The sequence below is a fragment of the Brevibacillus ginsengisoli genome, assembly GCF_050113715.1.
Taxonomy (GTDB): Bacteria; Bacillota; Bacilli; order Brevibacillales; family Brevibacillaceae; genus Brevibacillus_H; species Brevibacillus_H ginsengisoli.
Window position 1 is genome coordinate 14,550 of the sequence record NZ_JBNJQR010000009.1, and the last position, 21,657, is coordinate 36,206.

The 21,657-nt window shown below is 47.4% G+C and carries 20 protein-coding genes; 16 read left to right on the forward strand and 4 right to left on the reverse strand.

Annotation, left to right across the window (positions count from 1 at the left end; genetic code table 11):
* Positions 1–196: 196 nt before the first annotated feature.
* Both ACQCN2_RS17645 and ACQCN2_RS17650 read right to left on the reverse strand, forming a co-directional pair.
* On the reverse strand, positions 197–1,309 hold the full coding sequence (locus ACQCN2_RS17645; protein ID WP_426930256.1) for an aminopeptidase: 1,113 nt from the start codon (positions 1,307–1,309) through the stop codon (positions 197–199).
* 36 nt (positions 1,310–1,345) lie between these two features.
* Positions 1,346–2,545 carry an iron-containing alcohol dehydrogenase gene (locus ACQCN2_RS17650; RefSeq protein WP_426930257.1) on the reverse strand — a complete coding sequence of 400 codons (1,200 nt, stop codon included), beginning with the start codon at positions 2,543–2,545 and terminating at the stop codon, positions 1,346–1,348.
* 331 nt (positions 2,546–2,876) lie between these two features.
* On the opposite strand from ACQCN2_RS17650, the gene purC reads away from it, so the two are divergent.
* The 11 genes from purC (at position 2,877) to purD (ending at position 14,358) form a co-directional block, all read left to right on the forward strand.
* The gene (gene purC, locus ACQCN2_RS17655; protein WP_426930258.1) at positions 2,877–3,596 is read left to right on the forward strand and encodes a phosphoribosylaminoimidazolesuccinocarboxamide synthase; all 720 of its coding nucleotides are present in this window, start codon (positions 2,877–2,879) and stop codon (positions 3,594–3,596) included.
* Positions 3,589–3,837 (forward strand): phosphoribosylformylglycinamidine synthase subunit PurS, encoded by a 249-nt coding sequence (gene purS, locus ACQCN2_RS17660; protein ID WP_426930259.1) that lies wholly within the window; start codon positions 3,589–3,591, stop codon positions 3,835–3,837. The genes purC and purS overlap by 8 nt, the downstream gene beginning before the upstream one ends.
* Positions 3,838–3,841: 4 nt before the next feature.
* Positions 3,842–4,534 carry a phosphoribosylformylglycinamidine synthase subunit PurQ gene (gene purQ / locus ACQCN2_RS17665; RefSeq protein WP_426930260.1) on the forward strand — a complete coding sequence of 231 codons (693 nt, stop codon included), beginning with the start codon at positions 3,842–3,844 and terminating at the stop codon, positions 4,532–4,534.
* Positions 4,515–6,755 (forward strand): phosphoribosylformylglycinamidine synthase subunit PurL, encoded by a 2,241-nt coding sequence (gene purL, locus ACQCN2_RS17670; protein WP_426930261.1) that lies wholly within the window; start codon positions 4,515–4,517, stop codon positions 6,753–6,755. Before purQ ends, purL begins: the two co-directional genes overlap by 20 nt.
* Positions 6,740–8,158, forward strand: a complete 1,419-nt coding sequence (gene purF / locus ACQCN2_RS17675) for an amidophosphoribosyltransferase (protein WP_426930262.1) — start codon at positions 6,740–6,742, stop codon at positions 8,156–8,158. Before purL ends, purF begins: the two co-directional genes overlap by 16 nt.
* 18 nt (positions 8,159–8,176) lie before the next feature.
* Complete coding sequence (purM, locus tag ACQCN2_RS17680; protein ID WP_426930263.1) at positions 8,177–9,217, forward strand: phosphoribosylformylglycinamidine cyclo-ligase; 1,041 nt, start codon at positions 8,177–8,179, stop codon at positions 9,215–9,217.
* A complete protein-coding gene (gene purN, locus ACQCN2_RS17685; protein WP_426930264.1) occupies positions 9,211–9,822 on the forward strand; it encodes a phosphoribosylglycinamide formyltransferase in 612 nt (203 codons plus the stop codon). The genes purM and purN overlap by 7 nt, the downstream gene beginning before the upstream one ends.
* Positions 9,823–10,215: 393 nt before the next feature.
* A complete protein-coding gene (locus ACQCN2_RS17690; protein ID WP_426930265.1) occupies positions 10,216–10,653 on the forward strand; it encodes a hypothetical protein in 438 nt (145 codons plus the stop codon).
* Positions 10,654–10,828: 175 nt separating this feature from the next.
* Positions 10,829–11,407, forward strand: coding sequence for a YdcF family protein (locus ACQCN2_RS17695; RefSeq protein ID WP_426930266.1), 579 nt, complete (start codon positions 10,829–10,831; stop codon positions 11,405–11,407).
* 122 nt (positions 11,408–11,529) lie between these two features.
* Entirely contained in the window at positions 11,530–13,077 is a 1,548-nt protein-coding gene (gene purH, locus ACQCN2_RS17700; RefSeq protein WP_426930267.1) for a bifunctional phosphoribosylaminoimidazolecarboxamide formyltransferase/IMP cyclohydrolase, read from the forward strand.
* 12 nt (positions 13,078–13,089) lie between these two features.
* The gene (gene purD / locus ACQCN2_RS17705) at positions 13,090–14,358 is read left to right on the forward strand and encodes a phosphoribosylamine--glycine ligase (RefSeq protein ID WP_426930268.1); all 1,269 of its coding nucleotides are present in this window, start codon (positions 13,090–13,092) and stop codon (positions 14,356–14,358) included.
* A gap of 25 nt (positions 14,359–14,383) precedes the next feature.
* On the opposite strand, the gene ACQCN2_RS17710 is transcribed toward purD, so the two are convergent.
* Positions 14,384–14,521: an EYxxD motif small membrane protein gene (locus ACQCN2_RS17710; protein WP_426930269.1), complete on the reverse strand. Its 138-nt coding sequence runs from the start codon at positions 14,519–14,521 to the stop codon at positions 14,384–14,386.
* A 12-nt stretch (positions 14,522–14,533) separates the two neighbouring features.
* Positions 14,534–15,106, reverse strand: a complete 573-nt coding sequence (locus ACQCN2_RS17715) for a YgaP family membrane protein (protein ID WP_426930270.1) — start codon at positions 15,104–15,106, stop codon at positions 14,534–14,536.
* A gap of 89 nt (positions 15,107–15,195) precedes the next feature.
* Between ACQCN2_RS17715 and ACQCN2_RS17720 the strand changes: the two genes are divergently transcribed.
* The 5 genes from ACQCN2_RS17720 to ACQCN2_RS17740 all read left to right on the forward strand — a co-directional run bounded on the left by ACQCN2_RS17720 (position 15,196) and on the right by ACQCN2_RS17740 (position 21,641).
* The gene (locus tag ACQCN2_RS17720) at positions 15,196–16,974 is read left to right on the forward strand and encodes an adenine deaminase C-terminal domain-containing protein (protein WP_426930271.1); all 1,779 of its coding nucleotides are present in this window, start codon (positions 15,196–15,198) and stop codon (positions 16,972–16,974) included.
* A gap of 243 nt (positions 16,975–17,217) precedes the next feature.
* Positions 17,218–18,438, forward strand: coding sequence for a branched-chain amino acid ABC transporter substrate-binding protein (locus ACQCN2_RS17725; protein ID WP_426930272.1), 1,221 nt, complete (start codon positions 17,218–17,220; stop codon positions 18,436–18,438).
* A 170-nt stretch (positions 18,439–18,608) separates the two neighbouring features.
* Positions 18,609–19,550, forward strand: coding sequence for a branched-chain amino acid ABC transporter permease (locus ACQCN2_RS17730; RefSeq protein ID WP_426930273.1), 942 nt, complete (start codon positions 18,609–18,611; stop codon positions 19,548–19,550).
* 10 nt (positions 19,551–19,560) lie between these two features.
* On the forward strand, positions 19,561–20,838 hold the full coding sequence (locus ACQCN2_RS17735) for a branched-chain amino acid ABC transporter permease (RefSeq protein ID WP_426930274.1): 1,278 nt from the start codon (positions 19,561–19,563) through the stop codon (positions 20,836–20,838).
* A gap of 26 nt (positions 20,839–20,864) precedes the next feature.
* Complete coding sequence (locus ACQCN2_RS17740; RefSeq protein WP_426930275.1) at positions 20,865–21,641, forward strand: ABC transporter ATP-binding protein; 777 nt, start codon at positions 20,865–20,867, stop codon at positions 21,639–21,641.
* Positions 21,642–21,657 lie beyond the last annotated feature (16 nt).

Genomic DNA, 21,657 nt, shown 5'->3' on the forward strand with positions numbered 1-21,657 from the left:
TTTGTTTAGATGATTTTAGAATGTTAACTTCGCTTTACATAAGTAAAGGAAGTTAACATTCCTTCCATTTGCGTAAGCCCGCTAAAGAAAAGACTTCGTCCAATCTTAGCTCATTTTAAGCGATACAAAGCGTAGAGAACAGTTTTGCTACCAGCGAGCTTAAACAGAGCGCCGATGGACGAAGTCCTTTTCTTACTTACTTCAAGTTCTCTGGGTTAAGTCCTTGAAGCTCTGGCAGAACGAAAATGCCGTCTTTACGAATCAAAACATCATCGAACCAGATCTCGCCGCCGCCGTACTCAGGACGTTGAATTTGCACCAAATCCCAGTGAATAGAGGAGCGGTTTCCGTTGTCAGCGATGTCGTAAGCATTACCAGGGGTGAAGTGGAAGCTTCCGGCAATCTTCTCGTCGAACAGGATATCTTGCATCGGGTTGAGAATATGCGGGTTGAATCCGATGGCAAACTCACCGATGTAGCGCGCGCCTTCGTCTGTGTCGAGGATTTCATTCAACACTTTGGTGTTGCTGCTGGTCGCCTCCACGATTTTGCCTTGAGAGAAGGTGAACTGAATATCAGTGAAAGTCGTGCTATGATAGTTGGTTGGCGCGTTGTAATAGATCGTTCCTTCTATGGAGTCACGAATTGGAGCGGTATAGCACTCGCCGTCCGGGATGTTTAATTTGCCATCGCATTTGATAGTTGGAATACCCTTGATGGAGAAGCTCAGATCCGTTTTAGGCCCCACAATGCGGACACGATCTGTACGATCCATCAATTCCACGAGCGGATCCATCGCTTTGGACATTTTGGAGTAGTCAAGGTTGCAGACAGAGAAATAGAAGTCTTCGAAACCCTCCAAGCTCATGTTGGCGGCTTGAGCCATTGATTTGTTTGGATAGCGCAGCACAACCCAACGTTTCTTCGGAATACGCTCGCCAAAGTGAACCTGTTTGTAGAAGATACGGGAGTAGGCCCCCATCTTATCTTCCGGGATATCGGAGTATTCGTTGATGTTTTCGAATGCGCGAACCGCAATATACGCGTCTACGTCTTGCATGCGGGATAGCTCGTGTTTGGCCATAAGCTCCATGTGTTCTTCGCTAGTGCCCATGATGAGCGCGCGCATGATTTCTTGATCTTTTACCGTAACCAGTGGAAGTGCTCCGACAGCGAACGCTTCACGTACCAATGCTTTTACGATCGGTGTTTGCAAACCGATGTTTTCAATGAGAACTTTCTCTCCCTTTTGCAGGTCGAGTGAGTAACGAATTAATCTTTGCGCTAATTCTTGAATACGTGAATCCATTACGTAAGCACCTCTTTCATTCATCATTGATTTCAATTAGAAACAAGCTTCATATATGGAGAGAACGTCCGATTCAGACAGGGGTCTGGAGCTTTGGATCGCATGAGTTCCTCCTCCGCCCGTTCGAATCGATTCTCGCGCCATTGTTGCCATGGAGTCATGAGATACTCCTAATTCAGAAAGACTCTGAGTGATCCCAAGTTCGGCATACCAACTCGCCACCGCTTCAATCGTCGCTTGAGCCGCCAGGTGATCATTGGTTTCTCGAACACCAAAGCATTCACGTCCCATTCGGGCCAAACGATCAGGACGGTCAGGTAAAATGACCTGTTGGAAGTAGGGGATCGAAAGAATTGCTAGCCCTCGTCCATGTGCGATATCAAAAAAACCGCTGATCGTATGCTCGATCTTGTGCAGCGGATAACCAGCGCTTCTGCCGGAGAGCGTAAACGGACTGATGGCTAATGTACTCGTCCACAAGAGTGTGGCACGTGCCTCCTCATTAGTTGGATCATCCATCGCCAGGCGAGCAAACTGAACAACCTGACGAATCAGTGACTCCGTGAAGCCGTCCTGTACATTCTGCTTGTGTGTATCGATCAGGTACGCTTCAAACAAATGGGAGAAGATATCAGCGCACGCTTCGGCTGTCACATGTGGTGGAACCGTATATGTAAGGGATGGGTCCAGAATGGCAACTTGAGGGTATAGACCCGGTCCAGAGATAGAAGTCTTCTCGTGGCTTTCCCAGTGGGTTAAAACGCTGATATTATTCGCTTCTGAACCTGTTGCCGCAACGGTTGGGATGGTCATGATCGGGAGTGCGTGTCGGACAGGGAGAAGCTCTTTGCTGAATCCCGCCGGATTACCTCGCATGAAATCATAGATGGGGCGTTTGGCAAATGCTGCAGCGGCGATAGCCTTGGAAGCATCCATTACCGATCCACCGCCCAAAGCGATCACGAAATCACAGTGCTGCTCCACGATGAGACGCGCGCCTTCGTCAACGGTGGTCGTACGCGGATTGGGCTCCACACGATCAAACACGACATATCCAACCTGCTCTTGATCCAACAGCTGTTTGACCTTATCCAGCAGTCCAGTAGACTTCGATGATTTTCCTCCAGTAACGAGTAACGCTTTTTGACCTAGTTGTTTGGCTTCTTTACCGGCTCGTGCTAATTCACCAGTGCCGAAGCGGATGCGAGTTGGGAAAGCTAACTCGAACGGAAACAACTTTCATCACCAGCTTTCAAAATGAAATTGTGAGAAAATTTTTTTTACTAAAGGTATTGTACCATAAACGCTTAAAATCAACGAAGTCTTTCGGCATACCCAGAGAGTTTAAGTAAAACAGGATTTGCTAAGGGAAGTATAGGGAAATCGTCGTGTTTTTAGTGAGAAACCGGTGACTATTGTCACTTTCATGAGTAAATCACGAACATTTGTCGACACCTGCGTTGTTAATATTCGTTGAAATATGCGTACATTTATGTTTTAATCAAATTGTAATGTTCGTAAATAACAAACTAATCGAGAAATAACGGAGCGAAAGGGGATATTCCTGGTGGAAAAACAGGAACTACTATACGAAGGTAAGGCAAAACGAATTTATCGGACTTCTGAAGTCAATCTGTTCTGGGTCGAGTATAAAGACGATGCCACAGCCTTTAATGGCGAAAAGAAAGCGACGATCCTTGGTAAAGGCGAGCTAAACAACAAAATCACTTCGATCTTTTTTAACTTGCTTCGAGAACACGGAGTTGATAACCACTTTGTAAAGTTACTTTCTGCCAATGAGCAATTGGTACGTCAAGTAGAGATTATCCCCCTTGAAGTTGTTGTTCGTAACATTGCGGCTGGCTCTCTCGCCAAGCGTTTGGGATTGGAAGAAGGAACAGAGCTTAGTCAAACCGTGGTTGAATTCTATTATAAAAATGACGCGTTGGGCGATCCGCTTGTCAACCCATCCCACATCAGCCTGTTGGGTGCGGCTAGCGAAGCGGATTTGACTCAGATTGAGAAGATTGCCCTTCGAATCAATGAAATTTTAAAAGCTTATCTGGCAGAGCGCCAAGTCATTCTTGTTGATTTCAAATTAGAGTTTGGACGCACACCTGAAGGCGAAATCCTGTTGGCTGATGAAATCTCCCCTGATACCTGCCGTTTCTGGGATGCCGAAACCAAAGAAAAACTGGATAAAGATCGCTTCCGTCGCGATTTGGGAAATGTTGAAGCAGCCTATCAAGAAATGCTACGTAGATTAGGAGGAGTTACGAATGTTTAAAGTACGAGTATATGTAACCTTGCGTGAAAGTGTATTGGACCCTCAAGGTCAAGCGGTAAAAGGTGCGCTTCACAGCCTAAGCTTTAACGAAGTGAATGAAGTGCGCATCGGCAAATTCATGGAGCTTCAGGTTGAAGCTTCAGATCGCGCGCAAGTGGAAGTGCGTGTTGGTGAAATGTGTGAGAAGCTGTTGGCCAACACTGTAATCGAAAATTATCGTTACGAAATCGTGGAGGGCTAAGAGAATGCGAGTAGCCGTCATTGTTTTTCCAGGCTCCAATGCCGATGTAGACATGTATAATGCCGTAGAAGATATCATGCAGGTTCCGGTTGATTACGTATGGCATACACAAAATGATTTGTCTCAATACGACATTATTCTGCTTCCGGGCGGGTTCTCTTATGGAGATTATCTGCGCTGTGGTGCGGTTGCCCGTTTTTCACCTGTGATGGAGCAAGTGAAGAAGGCTGCCGAGGAAGGGAAACTGGTGATGGGTGTTTGCAACGGGTTCCAGATTCTTGTGGAAGCAGGACTGCTCCCAGGTGCTTTGATCCGTAACACGACGCTCAAGTACCGTTGCAAACTGGTTAATCTTCGTGTCGTAAACAATAAGACTGCATTTACACAAGCGTATAAAGATCAGGAAATCATTGAGATTCCAATCGCCCACGGTGAAGGCAACTACTTCTGTGATGACGAAACCTTGGCGCAAATGCAAAAAAACGGACAAATCGTGTTCCGCTATGAAGGCGAGAATCCGAATGGTTCATTAGATAACATTGCCGGAATCACCAACGAGCGCGGTAACGTACTGGGCATGATGCCACATCCGGAACGCGCGGTTCATCAATGGATGACCTCAGATGACGGTAAACATATTTTCACTTCTATTCTTAAGACTTGGAGGGAACGTAACGGTGTCACAACTCACGCTTAAAGAACCAACCCCGGCTCAGATTGCTGAACAGCGTTTATATACGGAGATTGGCCTTACCGATGAAGAATACAACCTGATTGTCAAGTTAATCGGACGTCAGCCTAATTGGACTGAAACGGGCTTGTACAGCGTGATGTGGTCCGAGCACTGTTCCTACAAGAATTCCAAGCCAGTTCTTCGTCGTTTCCCAACCAAGGGTCCTCGCGTGTTGCAAGGTCCTGGAGAAGGAGCTGGAATTGTCGACATTGGTGACAATCAAGCGGTGGTTTTCAAAATCGAAAGCCATAACCATCCTTCCGCGATCGAACCTTATCAAGGCGCGGCTACGGGTGTAGGCGGGATTATCCGTGACGTGTTCTCTATGGGTGCTCGTCCGATTGCGTTGTTAAACTCCCTTCGCTTTGGTGAGCTTAAGTCCCCACGTGTAAAATATCTGTTTGAACATGTGGTTGCGGGTATTGCAGGATACGGAAACTGCATCGGTATCCCGACTGTTGGCGGAGAAGTCAATTTCGATCCAACCTATGAAGGAAACCCACTCGTGAATGCTATGTGTGTCGGCTTGATCGACCATGATAAAATCCAAAAAGGCGTGGCTTCCGGTATCGGCAACCCGGTTATCTACGTTGGTGCTAGCACAGGCCGCGATGGAATCCACGGCGCTACTTTTGCATCTGAAGAATTAAACGAAGACTCCGAGAAAAAACGTCCGGCCGTTCAGGTAGGCGACCCATTCATGGAAAAACTGCTCTTGGAAGCTTGCCTTGAGCTGATCGATTCCGGAGCCGTTGTCGGAATTCAGGACATGGGAGCAGCAGGCTTGACCAGTTCCAGTGCGGAGATGGCTTCCAAGGCAGGCAACGGGATTGAGATGAACCTTGATCTGGTGCCACAGCGCGAGGAAGGTATGACTCCTTACGAAATGATGCTCTCAGAATCACAAGAGCGCATGTTGGTCGTCGTGCAAAAGGGACGTGAAGCTGAAGTTAAAGACCTGTTCGACAAATGGGGACTTCACTCAGCTATCGTCGGAAAAGTTACCGATGATGGAAAGCTTCGTCTGATTCATCAAGGAGAAGTTGTTGCCAATGTTCCAGTGGATACTCTGGCAGAAGACGCTCCGGTTTATCACAAGGAGTCCAGAGTTCCTGCTTACTATGAGGCCAACGCTACTATTGATACTACTGATTTCGTAGCGCCATCTGATTTGACGCAAACGTTGAAAGATATCCTGTCTCAACCAACTGTAGCCAACAAGCATTACGTGTATGAGCAGTATGACCACATCGTTCGTGCCGGAACTGCGGTGAAACCAGGTTCCGATGCGGCAGTCGTGTTGATTCGCGGCACACGCAAAGCTCTAGCGATGAGTACGGATTGTAACGGTCGTTATGTATATCTCGATCCGGAAGTAGGCGGAGCGATTGCGGTAGCGGAATCTGCGCGCAACGTCGTTTGTTCCGGTGCAGAACCGCTGGCGATTACGGATTGCTTGAACTTCGGAAACCCAGAGAAGCCAGAAGTGTTCTGGCAGTTTGAGAAGGCAGTTGACGGAATGAGCGCTGCTTGTACTGCCTTGAACGCCCCGGTAATCGGCGGTAACGTGTCGCTATACAACGAGCGCAGCGGTGAAGCGATTTATCCTACTCCTGTAGTGGGGATGGTTGGCTTGATTACGGATGTGGATCACATCACGACACAACACTTCAATCAAGCGGGCGATGCAATCTTGCTTCTGGGTGAGACGTATGCCGAGCTTGGCGGAAGTGAGTATCAGAAGCTGATGAATGGAACGATTTCTGGACGTCCTCCACAAATTGATTTGGATAAAGAAGCCAAGCTCCAACAGCTCGTGCTTCAAGCAATTCGCGGCGGTCTTGTACAATCCGCGCATGACTTGTCTGAAGGTGGACTTGGAGTGGCCGTTGCAGAAAGCTGCTTCGAGCATCATTTCGGTGCTTCTATTGAAGTCGAAACAGAACTTCGAGCGGATGTTGCCTTCTTCAGTGAATCTCAATCACGCATTCTGATCAGTGTAAAACCTGAGCATGTGGAGCAAGTTCTAGCGTTAGCCGCTGAACAACAAGTACCATGTGTGAAAATCGGAACAACAGGCGGTGAACGTCTGGCAGTGAAGATCAATGGAGAGGTTGCAATTGACGCACCAATTACGGATCTAAAAACTGCCTGGAAGGATGCGATTCCATGTTTGATCGGGTAATTTGGGATAAATTGAACGAAGAGTGTGGAGTATTCGGCATCTATAACCATAAGGAGGCGCCCCAGTTAACGTATCTGGGGCTCCACGCCCTCCAACATCGCGGACAAGAGAGTGCAGGCATGTGCTCTTCCGATGGAGAGAAGTGGTATAAGCATCGCGGGATGGGACTTGTTAGCGAAGCGTTTGGCAAAGGCGATTTAGAGAAGTTTGGCGGCCATCTGGCGATTGGACACACACGCTATACAACCGCTGGATCAAGTAAAATTGAGAATGCCCAACCGCTGTTTTTCCGCTATGCCCATGGAAGTATGGCGGTCGCACACAACGGGAACCTCGTGAATGCGGCACCGATGCGCAAAGAATTGGAACAGCAGGGTTCAATTTTCCAAACGACCAGCGATACAGAAGTGATTGGGCATCTGATCGCCCGTTCCAAAAAAAGTGATCTTCCGAGTGCGGTAAAAGAAGCACTCCAACATATTATTGGCGCTTATGCGCTGCTTGTCATGAACGAAAAACAACTGGTGATTGCGCTTGACCCGAACGGATTGCGCCCGCTCTCCTTGGGACGATTGGGAGATTCGATTTGTGTCGCGTCAGAAACTTGCGCTTTTGACATCATTGGTGCGGAGTACTGGCGAGAAGTGCAACCGGGTGAACTGATCGTTGTCGACGAGACAGGCGTTCATTCCAGCTTTTTTGCAGAGAGAAGAGAACGTTCCATTTGCACGTTTGAATATATTTACTTTGCCCGTCCTGACAGTGATATTGACGGAATCAATGTACACATGGCAAGAAAGCGTCTCGGTAAACAGCTTGCCTCAGAAGCTCCAATTGAAGCGGATGTCGTAACTGGTGTGCCAGATTCAAGCATCTCGGCGGCGATCGGTTTTGCGGAGGCGACGGGAATCCCGTATGAACTTGGATTAATTAAGAATCGGTATGTGGGCCGCACCTTTATTCAGCCGACTCAGGAAATGCGTGAGCGCGGTGTTCATATGAAACTATCCGCTGTTCGCAAGGTTGTGGAAGGCAAGCGGGTTGTGATGATTGATGATTCGATCGTGAGAGGAACGACAAGCGGACGAATTGTCCAAATGCTGCGTGATGCGGGTGCGTTGGAGGTTCACGTGAGAATCAGCTCACCGCCTGTCATGAATTCCTGCTTCTATGGAATTGATACGTCTACGCGCGATGAATTAATCGCATCCAGCAAATCAGTCGAAGAGATTCGTCAATTTATTGGGGCTGACTCACTCTCCTTCTTGTCTGTTGAAGGAATGGTAGAAGCCATTGGTCGCACAGATGCCACGCCTGATCGTGGACATTGTCTAGCATGTTTTACAGGGAAGTACCCAACGAAAATCGATTTTGAGGAAGCTTTGCCGGCAGCCAAGTGCTAGTTTAGAGGAGGGGAAACCATGAGTGATGCTTATAAACAGGCCGGGGTGGACATCCAGGCAGGTAACGAAGCGGTAGAAAAAATGAAAAAACACGTGAAGCGCACATTTCGCCCAGAGGTCATGACTGATCTCGGAGGGTTTGGCGCTTTGTTCAAACTAAATGCGAAGAAATATGAGAATCCGATTCTTGTTTCAGGTACAGATGGAGTCGGCACCAAGTTAAAAATTGCCTTTGCCATGGATAAGCACGATACGATTGGTGTGGATGCTGTTGCTATGTGCGTCAACGACGTCGTGGTACAAGGCGCGGAGCCGTTGTTTTTCCTTGACTATTTGGCGTGCGACAAGGTCATCCCTGAGAAAATCGAAGCGATTGTTAAAGGAATCGCGGATGGCTGTGAACAGGCAGGATGCTCTCTGATTGGTGGAGAGACTGCGGAGATGCCAGGCATGTATGCTGAAGGCGAATACGACATTGCCGGCTTCACAGTGGGTGTTGTCGACGAGCATAAAATGATCGATGGCAAGAACGTTAAACCAGGAGACGTATTGATCGGGATTCGTTCCAGTGGGGTTCACTCCAATGGCTTCTCATTAGTCCGCAAGGTGTTGCTTACAGATCACCAGATGCGCCTAGATCAACACGTGGAAGAGTTGGGCAAGACATTGGGAGAAGAATTGCTGACTCCAACCAAGATCTACGTCAAATCAATGCTGTCCTTATTGGAAAAATTCGAGATTAAAGCGATGGCGCATATTACGGGAGGAGGATTTACTGAGAATATCCCGCGCGTGCTGCCAGCCGGAACTCAAGCGGAGATTGACTATGGCTCTTGGCCAATCCAGCCGATCTTCTCTCTTGTCGAAGAACTGGGGAAAGTTTCTCGCGCAGACATGTTCCGTACATTTAACATGGGCATTGGCATGGTTCTCGTCGTGGATAATGAAGCGGCGGTTTCCGTCATGCAGGAACTGGAGCGCATGGGAGAACCAGCTTATCTGATTGGACGTATCTCCAGCGGGGATCAAGGAGTTGTATACGGCGGGGTGGCATGGTAATGAAGATTGCCGTTTTTGCGTCCGGTAATGGCTCCAACTTTGAATCGATCGTAGAGGCAACAAGAGATGGCCGATTGTCACAGATTGAGGTCGCTTTGCTCGTCTGTGACAAACAGGATGCGTACGTAATCGAGAGAGCCCAACGCTTAGGAATCCCAACCTATGTTTTTCAACCAAAACAGTTTCCGGATAAAGCAGCTTTTGAAACAGAGATTGTTCGCCAATTAGAAACAAACCGGATTTCATTCGTTGTGCTCGCAGGCTATATGCGTCTTGTCGGAGACGTGCTCTTGCATGCGTATGGCGGCCGAATGATCAATTTGCATCCGTCGTTATTGCCAGCTTTTACGGGTAAAGACGCGATCGGCCAAGCCATTTCCTATGGAGTGAAGGTCACGGGGGTAACCGTCCATTTCGTAGATGAGGGTTTGGATACGGGCCCGATCATTGCTCAGCTTCCTGTACAGGTAGAGGAGAGTGATACCGCTGAGACGCTTGCGAAGCGGATTCATCAGGTCGAGCATCAACTTCTCGTAGACGTGATTAACGAGATTGCAGAAGGAAAAGTAAAGCTGTCTGGACGCCAAGTCAGCCGTATATCTTAAACTATTTCAGCTTGTTTCCCAAATCGGTGGAAATGGGCTTTTTTCTTGTTCAATCCAAAAGATCAAGAACTTTACCTATGTAAAGTACTTGATCTTTTTCCGTTCGCGTCTGCCCGCTGAAGAAAAGACTTCGTCACTAAAGCTCATTTTAAGCGAAACAAAGCGCAGAGAACGAAGGAAGGAAAAAGAGTCGGCATTCTTTACACCAGACTGAGAAACGAAGTGATTTTCTTGTCGACTCCCTTCCGTAGTGAACGGAGCGGACAGTAATTGCTACAAGTAAGCTTAAACAGAGCGAAAAGGGACGAAGTCTTTTCTTCCAGTACAACTTTCCCCTTTTCTCCACATCCACATAAGATAGTCAGTGAGATTGAAGTGAAGGGGGTCGAGGCGTTGAGCATCGATCTTATCAATAACCTATTGGAAAAGCTTAAGGCCAAAACAGGGCGTGATTGGAGCATTGTCGATCTGTTGCAGTTAGCGCAGAAACTGCCTGATTTGAATAGCGATAATATCGATAAGTTGTTTGAAGAGTTGAATGAAATGGGATTGGAATTACCTGAGGATACGAAGGAAAAAGTATTGCAAAAGCTTGAAGAAAATCCGAATCTCTCTTTGGAAGATATTCAGCAAGTGAAACGGAAGGTAAAGAATCGACTGCCCCCAAAAAACAGGATTTCCTCCAAAGACAAGGGTCCATCTAAAGACAAGGGCCCATCCAAAGACAAGAGCCCCTCTAAAAACAATATTTCCACCAATGAAAAGAAGAAAAGCTTGCTTGAGCGGGTAAAACAATTCCAAGCAAGCAAATCCAAAAAGAAGAAAAAGTAAACAATTGGAACAAAAAAGGAGAGGCCGACGATGCGCTCTTCTTTTTTGTTGTCGATAAGACGATTCCGCTCTTGCCAGAGGTTCGGCAATCCCGAAGTTTTTTGTCATAGAGGTTCCTGTCGTGAAATGATATGCTTGTAGGTGGATTTTACATTCTTTGGAAGGTGCTATGGCGATGAAACGAATAATGACGCGAGTAATCTGGCTTTTCGCGCTTTGGTTCATGCTGCACGTTATTTTCATCAGTGCGGATGGTTTAATCGATTCCAAACAGCCAGCTGATCTTGGGGTAATTTTGGGCAATAAGGTCGAACAGGATGGAAAGCCATCAGAGCGGTTAAGGGCTCGTTTAGAAAAGGCGCTTGAGCTTTATAAAGAAGGGTATCTCAACAAAATATTGGTGAGTGGCGGAGTTGGCAAAGAAGGCTTTGACGAAGCGCAGGTCATGAAACAGTATTTAGTTGAAAAGGGCATTCCTGCTGACAACATCCTAACCGACAGCATGGGATTGAATACAATGATGACTGCACAAAACACGAAACAGATGATCAATGGAATCGAATCCCAAAAAGTCATGGTGATCACCCAGTTTTATCATATTAGCCGAACAAAATTAGCTTTTCGTAAAATGGGCTTCCAAGAGGTTTATTCAGCACACGCCAATTATTTTGAATGGAGGGACATTTATTCTCTTTTCAGAGAGTTTTTCGCTTACTATCAGTATTTTCTGACGGATGCCTCACATTCGTTTTAGGGAAAAGAATGGCTAGTTGCTTCACCTGGTTAATCTTGAATAACACGTACGTTTATGGTTTAATTTAAATATATCGTTCGTGATTTTCTAATTTAACTAGGATAAATGGGAGGTTTTTTGGCGTGTCGATTAAAAAAGCGCTAATTAGTGTTTCTGACAAAACTGGTGTTGTCGAGTTTGCCCGTCAACTAGTGAGCTTGGGTGTGGAAGTGATTTCTACGGGGGGAACCGCGACACTTTTGAAAGAATCAGGCGTTCCGGTCACAGGGATCTCTGAAGTAACTGGTTTCCCTGAAATTCTCGATGGCCGTGTCAAAACACTGCATCCCAACATTCATAGCGGATTGTTGGCGATTAGAGATAATGAAGCGCATGTTAAGCAGCTGGAAGACTTGAATATCCAAACGATTGATCTCGTTGTAGTGAATCTGTACCCCTTCAAGCAAACGATTGCCAAGTCCGACGTGACATTTGAAGAGGCGATTGAAAATATTGACATTGGCGGACCAACGATGCTCCGTTCCGCTGCCAAGAACCAAGCATTTGTTACGGTTGTCGTAGATGCGAGTGATTATGCACAAGTATTGAAGGAAGTTTCTGAGCAAGGGGATACTACTCTCGAAACCCGTCAGAAGCTCGCGGCCAAAGTATTCCGTCATACTGCTGCCTACGATGCTTTGATTTCTCGTTATCTGAGCGAGCAAGTGGGAGAGTTTCTGCCTGAGACCTATACCGTTACGTATGAGAAAGCGCAGGATTTGCGATATGGCGAAAATCCACATCAACGCGCTGCCTTTTACCGTGAGCCATTAGCTGGAGAAGGTACGGTTGCTACAGCAGAGCAGCTGCACGGCAAAGAACTTTCCTATAATAATATTAATGATGCGGATGCGGCTCTGGCTATCGTTCGGGAATTCACAGAACCTGCTGTTGTAGCCATCAAGCATATGAATCCATGCGGTGTGGGAATTGGCGCTACGATTAAAGAAGCCTACGAAAAGGCGTATGCCGCTGATCCTGTCTCCATTTTTGGAGGAATTGTTGCCGCTAATCGTCCAATTGACGAGCAAACCGCTTTACTGTTAAAAGAAATCTTCTTGGAAATTATTCTGGCTCCAGACTTCACCCCAGAAGCGCTCCAAATTCTTCAGCAAAAGAAAAACCTTCGCCTGCTTCGCACCAATAATGAGTCAGCGCAAAGCAGTCTGGCGCCAAGCTTGAGAGTAGCGCCGGTTGTTGGAGGGGTTCTGGTACAGGATTATGATACCAAGCAATTGAACATGGATGAACTCACCGTTGTAACAGAGCGCAAACCATCCGCAGAAGAACTGGCTCAGCTGGAATTTGCTTGGAAAGTTGTGAAGCATGTTAAATCCAACGCCATTTTATTGGCCAAAGACAACATGACAATTGGCGTGGGGGCTGGACAGATGAATCGCGTCGGCTCCGCTAAGATTGCCATTGAACAGGCTGGGGAAAACGTAAAAGGTGCTGTACTTGCTTCAGATGCCTTCTTCCCGATGCCAGATACAGTCGAAACTGCAGCGCAAGCAGGTATTACGGCGATTATCCAGCCAGGGGGTTCCGTCCGTGATCAGGACTCCATCGATGCTTGCAATCGCTTTGGCATTGCCATGGTATTTACCGGAGTTCGTCATTTCAAACATTAAGGAGGATGACCGATGAACGTATTGGTTATCGGCGGCGGTGGTCGAGAGCATACGATCGCCTGGAAACTGTCACAATCACCCAAGGTGGATAAAATTTATTGCGCACCAGGCAATGGCGGAACGGCTGAGCTTGGGCGAAATGTAAACGTTGCGGTCTCCGATTTTGCGGGACTTGCTCAATTTGTCAAAGATGAAGGAATTGACCTGACGATCGTAGGTCCGGAAGATCCGTTGCTTGCTGGAATCGTGGATTTCTTCGAAGCTCGCGGATTAGCGATTTTTGGAGTGAATGCTCTTGCCGCAAAAGTCGAAGGCAGCAAAAGCTTTGCCAAAAGCATCATGAAACGCTATTCCATTCCTACAGCCCGTTATGAGTCGTTCATCGATTATGAGTCCGCATTGGCCTATGTGCGCGAGCAAGGAGCGCCTATCGTGGTGAAAGCGGATGGGTTGGCTGCCGGTAAAGGGGTAATTGTTGCGCAAACCTTGGAAGAGGCGGAGAACGCGTTGCACTCGATCATGCAGGACGGGGCGTTTGGACAAGCGGGAAGTCGAGTGGTTGTCGAAGAATTCATGAGCGGTGAAGAGCTTACTCTGATGGCTTTTGTAGATGGAGAAACAGTCAAACCAATGATCACCGCGCAAGACCATAAGGCTGTATTCGATGGCGATCGTGGCCCGAATACAGGTGGAATGGGTACGTATGCCCCAGTGCCGCACATGTCACAGGAATTGGTGAACGAGATCGTCGAAATGATCGTCAAACCAATGGCCAAAGCGATGGTGAGCGAAGGCATTGTGTTTAGAGGGATTCTGTACACCGGATTGATGATTACTTCTGAAGGTCCTAAGGTCGTGGAGTTTAACGCGCGATTTGGCGATCCTGAGACGCAGGTCATCCTCCCGTTGCTGGAGACTGATCTGGTAGATATTTGTCTCGCTACCATAAAAGGAGAACTGGCGTCTGTCGATGTGCAATGGAGCGACAAAAGCGCGCTTTGTGTCGTGATGGCTGCACCAGGCTATCCGGGGGATTATCCCAAAGGGGCAATGATTAACGGACTTCCTAAGCCGAACAAAGAGACGATCGTCTTCCATGCGGGAACTCAACTTACAATGGAAGGAACTGTGACCAATGGCGGACGTGTGCTTGGTGTAACTGGTGTTAGCGACACGTTGGAACAGGCTCAAGAGGTTGCGTATAAACAAGTGGCTTCCATTTCGTTCGAAGGGGCTCATTACCGCAAGGATATTGGAGACAAAGCGCTTAGAAGAGTATAGTATGTACCTAAGGGAAGATCCGCTTCTAGGAGCGGTATCTTCCCTTTTTTCTACCTACGTTTATAATAAAATAAACCATGACAGCAATGGAGGCAATTGCTAAAGCGGCCACAAACAGGTTGTGTGAGATCCATTCGTAGAGGTGAGGTCCGATAAGGATCATATCATAATCCCCCTAAGAATACGTCGGATACGTATTCTCATCCTGTTTGTAATTGGTTGCTTGAGTCTTCGCTCTCCGCAGATTTTCCCGCAGATTTTCTCTGGTTCGAACATGTCTAGTTTGCCCCCGAGAAGAAGTCTGGGAAGTAGTTGTAGCCTGGGAAGATCTTGCATGTACTGGTTGCGCAGCTTCAGCAATTGCGGAGCTAACCATTTCAGCCACATCGAAATCCTGTTTGCTACCTTCTTGGCGGTTAACATTCGAGGTCATATGGGAACGGTTATTTTCTTCGCCAATCGCTTCTGTGAATTGGGCCAGCTGGGAAGCCATGAAATTGTCCCCGATTCTGGACAGCTTTTTTTTCGCTTTCTCCATACCTTGTTCCGTGCGCGTTTCCACACCCATACCATATAGCATCGGACAAAAACCGGTGACTCCTTCGGCAACTTTCATAGCGGACATGGTCATGAGAAGCCATGGAGTACGATGAGGACGTCTGGACATCTTGCCTATACCGTAAGCCAAGCCTAACAAGCCGAGTGTAATTCGAATGGATGCGTCAATTGTTCCAACGTTCTTTTGCATGGACAGATTCCCTCCCTTTTCTACTGATAGTTTGTAACCACCTCCGAAAAACAAACATGGAAAAAAACGGATGAAAGGAATGAACGATTATGCGTATACGACCATTATCGCAAGAAAAATATTTGCAGCTGTTGCGAACTGCCAAGAATCAGGCAGCGGCCACGGTATGGATCCGAGGCGGGAAGGTGCTGGACGTCTTCCTCAAAGAATGGCGGGAAGCCCATGTGGTACTCGCAGGAGAACGAATCGCCTACATAGGAGAACGTGAGCCGTTAGTCGACGAACACACAGAGATTATCGATGCGACAGGGTCTTATCTGGTGCCCGGCTATATTGAGCCGCATGCGCATCCATTTCAGTGGTACAACCCATTTAATTTAAACGATTATGCCTTAGCGCGTGGAACGACGACAATGATCGCGGATAACCTATTTCTTTTCAATAGCTTGCCGTTTGAAGAGGTAACGCAAATCATGGATCTTTTGTCTGGGCATCCAGTTAAACAGTACTTCTGGGCAAGGCTTGATCCTCAAAGTCAGAAAATAGAGAAAAAGGCAAGGTACACAAAAGACCAATTAACCCAGATGCTCGCCCATCCCCTCGTCATTCAGGCAGGCGAATTAACCGATTGGGGTGGCATTCTGGCTGAGCAAGAAGAGTTAATCCACGGGATGATGAAGGCAAGAGAACTCGGCAAAAGAATTGAAGGACATCATCCGGGCGCTTCCTGGGATACACTCAACATTGCGGCTGCGGCAGGCGTGACAGCATGCCACGAAAGCATTAACGTTGATGAACTAATCAACCGGCTACGTCTGGGATTGTATGTTACGTTGCGTCATTCGTCTATTCGTCCCGATTTGCCGGTTCTCATCCAGGGAATCCGTGAGCGACAGATCCCTTGGTCCTCGCGATTTATGCTGACCTCAGACGGTTCCACACCGCCAATGATGGGAAAAGGCTTCATGGATTACACCATTCGCGTAGCCATCGAAGCGGGTGCGCCAGCCACGGAAGCGTATGTAATGGCTACGTTGAACCCGGCAACTTATTATGGCTTGGACGCGGAGATTGGCAGTATTACACCAGGAAGAATCGCCGATATCCTGATGCTTTCCGCTCCTGAAAATCCCGTGCCGCATACAGTTATGGCCAATGGAAAGGTGTGGAGTCGCAATCAGCAGTTGGTACAAAAGCCTCTGAACGTGGACTTGTCCCAGTTTTCCTTTGAGAATCGCAGCGATGACTGGCTTATGCAAGCGTCAGCTGATTGGTTTGATTTCGTACACCCGGACACAGAGATTTCCGTCATCGAGATGCTGAATGCCGTGATTACCAAACCAGCGATGGAAAAGCTGCCACGGGACTCGGACGGATTCATCAGTTTGGAGCATGACCCATCGCTTTGTTACGTCTTTTTGCTGGACACGCACTCAAGAAGGATTACTCGGGCTGTCCTCCGCGGATTTGGAGAGAATATCGACGCCTTGGCTAGTACCTATACGGCTTCAGGTGACTGGATCGTACTGGGAAGAGATAAGGTGCAGATCGCCGAAGCCATCCGTCACCTGAATCGAATGAACGGCGGAATCGTACTCTTGAACCAAGGTCGCATAGAGTTTGAACAGCGTCTTCCGATATCGGGGATGGTCAGTCAGGAGCCGATGGCAGTGCTTGTGGAGAAAGGTGAGGAGTTCTGTGAATTCCTGCGGAAAAAAGGCCATAAACATATCGACCCAATCTACTCGCTGTTGTTTATTACGGCTACACATCTACCGTTCATTCGGCTCATGGATGAAGGGATTTACGATGTCAAAAAGAGAAAAATCATTGTTCCATCCAGCCAACTAGACACTTTACCGAATTAAACTAAAGATATACTTATTCCAAAATGATCCAGAATTGTGCAAAAACATAAATAATATAACAATAAAAATAATTTTTTCTCTTGTAAATCTTCTAATTTATCTTACAATAATTGAAGAGCCAAGCTACATCTGCCATCAGCTGCATGATAGAGACGTCACTTACATTCTTTGAGAGCTGAGAAGCCAGAAGGAATTTGGTGATAGAAAGACAAGTGACAGGTAGAAAAGGGGGATTTAACGGGTATGAAGAGAAAGACTCAGCTCGGATTTCTGACAGCGGTTTTAGCTGCTGGAATGGCTCTCACAGGATGCGGTGGCGGTGCTCCCAGTGCCGGAGGCGGCTCAACGACTCAACCAAGTGGTTCTGCAAACAGCGGAGCTTCAGATGGCGGAAAGATCCTGATCGCGACGCAAAGCCCACTCTCAGGGTCGCAGTCTGCTATCGGGGATGCTATCAAAACAGGTGCGGAGTATGCTCTTAATCTCCAAAAAGACGAATTCAAAAAAATGGGTTTTGACTTGCAATTATATCCACAGGATGACCAAGCAGACCCCAAGCAAGGCGTAGCGAACGCGGAGCTTCTCATCTCCAATCCAGATGTCTACGGGGTAGTTGGACACTTTAACACAGGTGTCGCGATTCCCTCTTCTGTCAAGTATGAAGAAGGCAAGCTGGTAATGGTATCTCCAGCTAATACTGGAGTCAAGTTGACCGAAGAAAACAAGAAAACTGTTCACCGAATTTGCGCGCGTGATGACTCGCAAGGTCCGAAAGCCGCGATTTACGCGAAGAACCAATTGGGTGCAAAAACAGCTTTCCTCATTCACGATAAAACAGCGTATGGCCAAGGTCTTGTTGATCAGGTAAAAGCCCAATTGGAAAAGGACGGCGTGCAAGTTCTTGGTTACGAAGGGATCACCCAAGGCGAGAAAGATTATAGCGCAGTACTTAACCAAGTAGTCTCCAAGAAGCCTGACCTTCTCTACTTTGGAGGCATCTACTCGGAAGGCGGTATCCTGGTCAAGCAAGCTCGTGAAAAAGGCTTCAAAGGCTACTTCATGGGTGGCGACGGTATAGACTCTTCCGACATGATCAAGATTGCTGGTCCAGCTGTTGAAGGAGTTATCTTCACATCCATAGCGGGTGACGTATCGCAAACCGAAGAAGGGAAGAAATGGGCTGCCGATTATGAGAAAGCGATGGGCAAAAAGCCTGAAACCTTCTCCGTATACGGATATGACAGCATGAATGTCATCCTGAACGGCTTAAAAGAAACGATCAAAGCAAACGGTGGCAAAAAACCAACGCGTGAGCAAGTTCTGGATGCCGTTCACAAAACAACGGATTTCCAAGGACAATTCACCAAAGTCAGCTTTGACGACAAGGGTGACAATAAATACGCGGAAGTATTTATCTATAAATATGAAAAAGATAAATCCGTTTTTGTGGGTAAAGCTGAATAATCCAACATAGAACAAATCGCAGCTTATTCTTTGCCTCATCTCAGCACGCTGTATCGGGGCGACACGTAGGTTGTCGCCCTTTCCTTGCGTATAGAAGAGACCGTCTCGTTTCCAGTTTGCAATGAGTTTAGTAAAGATAGAGAAATTTACATGAAAAGAGGGAAAAGACGATGCTCAGCATGCTGCCTCAAGTACTGGTTGATGGACTAACCCTCGGGTTTATGTATGCCGTCGTTGCTTTAGGTTATACGATGGTATACGGAATTTTGGAGTTTATCAACTTCGCGCACGGTGAAATCTTCATGGTGGGTGCGTTTGTTGGTACGGAAGTTTTATTAATTTCGGATGCGGCGAATTCAGGCATGAATCCTTACTTGGCCTTCATTCTTAGTATTGTGATCGCCTCTGTGGTTACTGGAGCGCTTGGTGTCGGCATCGAGCGGGTCGCTTATCGTCCGCTGCGCAATGCTCCCAAATTAGTTCCGATTATTTCGGCAATTGGTGTTTCGTTCTTGTTACAGGACGTGGTTCGTTTTACAGAAGCGATTACTCGCAATGAGTTTTACTTGAATGCGCCAATCCTCTTCCCTGGACAGATTGATTTGGGAGTTGCCACTATTCCAGTTAAAGGCTTAATTGTTATCGTGCTTGCGATTGTAATGATGATTACATTAACTTTCTTCGTAAACAAGACTAAATGGGGAATCGCCATGCGTGCTGTAGCCCAAGATCAATCTACGGCATCGCTGATGACTATAAATGTCGACAAAGTAATTATGCTTACCTTCCTGATCGGTTCCAGCTTAGGCGGTGCCACTGGGGTGCTTTTCGCTCAGAATTATGGAACGATTGACCCTTACATTGGATTCATTCTCGGTTTAAAAGCATTCACCGCAGCGGTTCTTGGCGGTATCGGTAATCTTCGTGGGGCGATGGTCGGCGGTGTCCTCTTGGGTGTGTTGGAATCACTTGCCGGTGCATACCTTGGGCCGCTTACGAACGGCGCTTTTGGTGCCGAGTATAAAGACGTATTTTCGTTTGCGATTCTAATTCTCGTGCTTTTGTTCAAGCCAGAAGGTCTGTTTGGCGAAGCCGTAAAAGAGAAAGTGTAGGTGAGAGAACATGGCGAATAATCTATGGAATTCTGTCTTCAAAGAAAAACAAATCCCTCTTCTCTTTACCGTTATCTGGGTAGCCGCTTTTGCTACCGCCCTTTACTTGATGGAAAAGTCAGTAATCGCTTTTATCGGGATTTTATTCTCCGTAATCCTCGTATTCTACACAAAAACATCCAAGCTCATCCGCACGCTTATGGGGGCAGCAATACTTCTCGTGATTATCCCGTTGGTGGCCGGTGACAACCGCTATTACATGGAGGTAGCGTCACAGGTAGGGATTTATGTTGCGATGGCACTTGGGCTTAATATCGTAGTCGGTTTCGCTGGTTTATTAGACCTTGGCTATGTGGCGTTCTTCGCGGCTGGAGCTTATGCCTATGCGATTTTTGCTACCGCGCAAGCGAATGAATTTATCCCGGGTCATCTGTTCCCGCTCTCCGGCGAGTGGTTCTGGCTGTTCTTAATCGTTGGATTAATCGTTGCGGCTATTTTCGGTATTTTACTAGGTCTGCCAGTCTTACGTGTAAAAGGGGACTACCTGGCCATCGTAACACTTGGGTTCGGGGAGATTATCCGCATTATCTTTAACAACCTGGATAAGCCCATCAACATCACAAACGGCCCTCAAGGCCTTACGCCAATAGCCTCACCGGAGTTGTTCGGAATAAAAATGTCCACACCGTTCTACTTCTACTTTATTGTCTTGTTTGTGATTGCCTTTATCGTTTTGGCGAACGTCCGCTTCGAGCATTCACGTCTGGGACGCGCTTGGATCGCTGTTCGTGAAGACGAATTGGCCGCGCAGTCCATGGGGATTTCTCTCTTGAAAACCAAAATTGCCGCTTTTGCTACGGGTGCTTCCTTCGCAGGGGTGGTAGGGGTAATCTTCGCCGCCAAGCAAACCTTCGTTGACCCGACGTCGTTTACCATGATGGAATCGATCGGTATCCTCGTCATGGTTATCTTGGGTGGCAGCGGCAGTATCCCAGGTGTAATTCTGGGGGCATCATTCGTTACGGTTCTGCAGGTTCAATTACTGAAGGAATTCTCCAACTTCCTGCATTCTTTGCAGGCATCCGGAATCATTAACTTGCCGAGTCAGCTTGACCCGTCCAAGTTCCAACGTCTTGTTTTTGGTATCTTATTAATCCTAGCCGCCTTATATCGACCGAATGGGTTAATACCGGCCCAACGGAAGAAAAACGACATTGACGGCATCAAGAAAAGCCAGTATACCAGCGTGAAGCAAGGCATCTTAGGGAAAATAACGGGAGGCAAGTAGATCCAGCCAAAAGGAGGGGCAGCAAGATGGCACTATTAGAAGCAAATGGTTTGACCAAACGATTCGGCGGTCTCGTAGCCAATCAGGACGTCACCATTCAAATAGAAAAAGGAACCATTACAGCGGTTATCGGGCCGAACGGAGCCGGCAAAACAACATTCTTCAATATGATTACCGGTTTTTATGTGCCGGATGAAGGAGATGTGTTGTTGAACGGCAAGAGTATCAAAGGCCTGCGTCCCGATCAGATTGCGGAACGAGGCATCACTCGGACATTCCAAAATATCCGACTATTTAAACAAATGAGTGCGTTGGAGAACGTCATGGTAGGTGTACACAGCCGTCTGTCTGCTGGAATCCTCGGCATCCTGTTTAACACGAAGCGAGTGCGTACAGAGGAAGAGAAATCCAGAGTGGAAGCTTATCAGCTGCTTGAATATGTGGGCATTGAGCATATTGCCAATGAAGCGGCGGGAAGTCTCCCATACGGGTTGCAACGACGATTGGAGATTGCGCGCGCACTGGCAACGAATCCGCAAATTATTTTGCTGGACGAACCTGCGGCAGGGATGAATCCGCGCGAAACGGTGGAGATGACAGATTTTATTCGCAAGCTGAAGAAAGAATTAGATCTCACCATCATTTTGATTGAGCATGATATGAAGCTGGTCATGGGGTTGTCAGAATATATTCACGTGTTGGATTATGGACGCAAAATTGCGGAGGGTACACCTGAGCAAATCCGTACCAATCCGAATGTTATTGAAGCTTATCTCGGCAAAAGTGCTACGGAAGTGTCGTAAGAGGGGAGGATTAGAC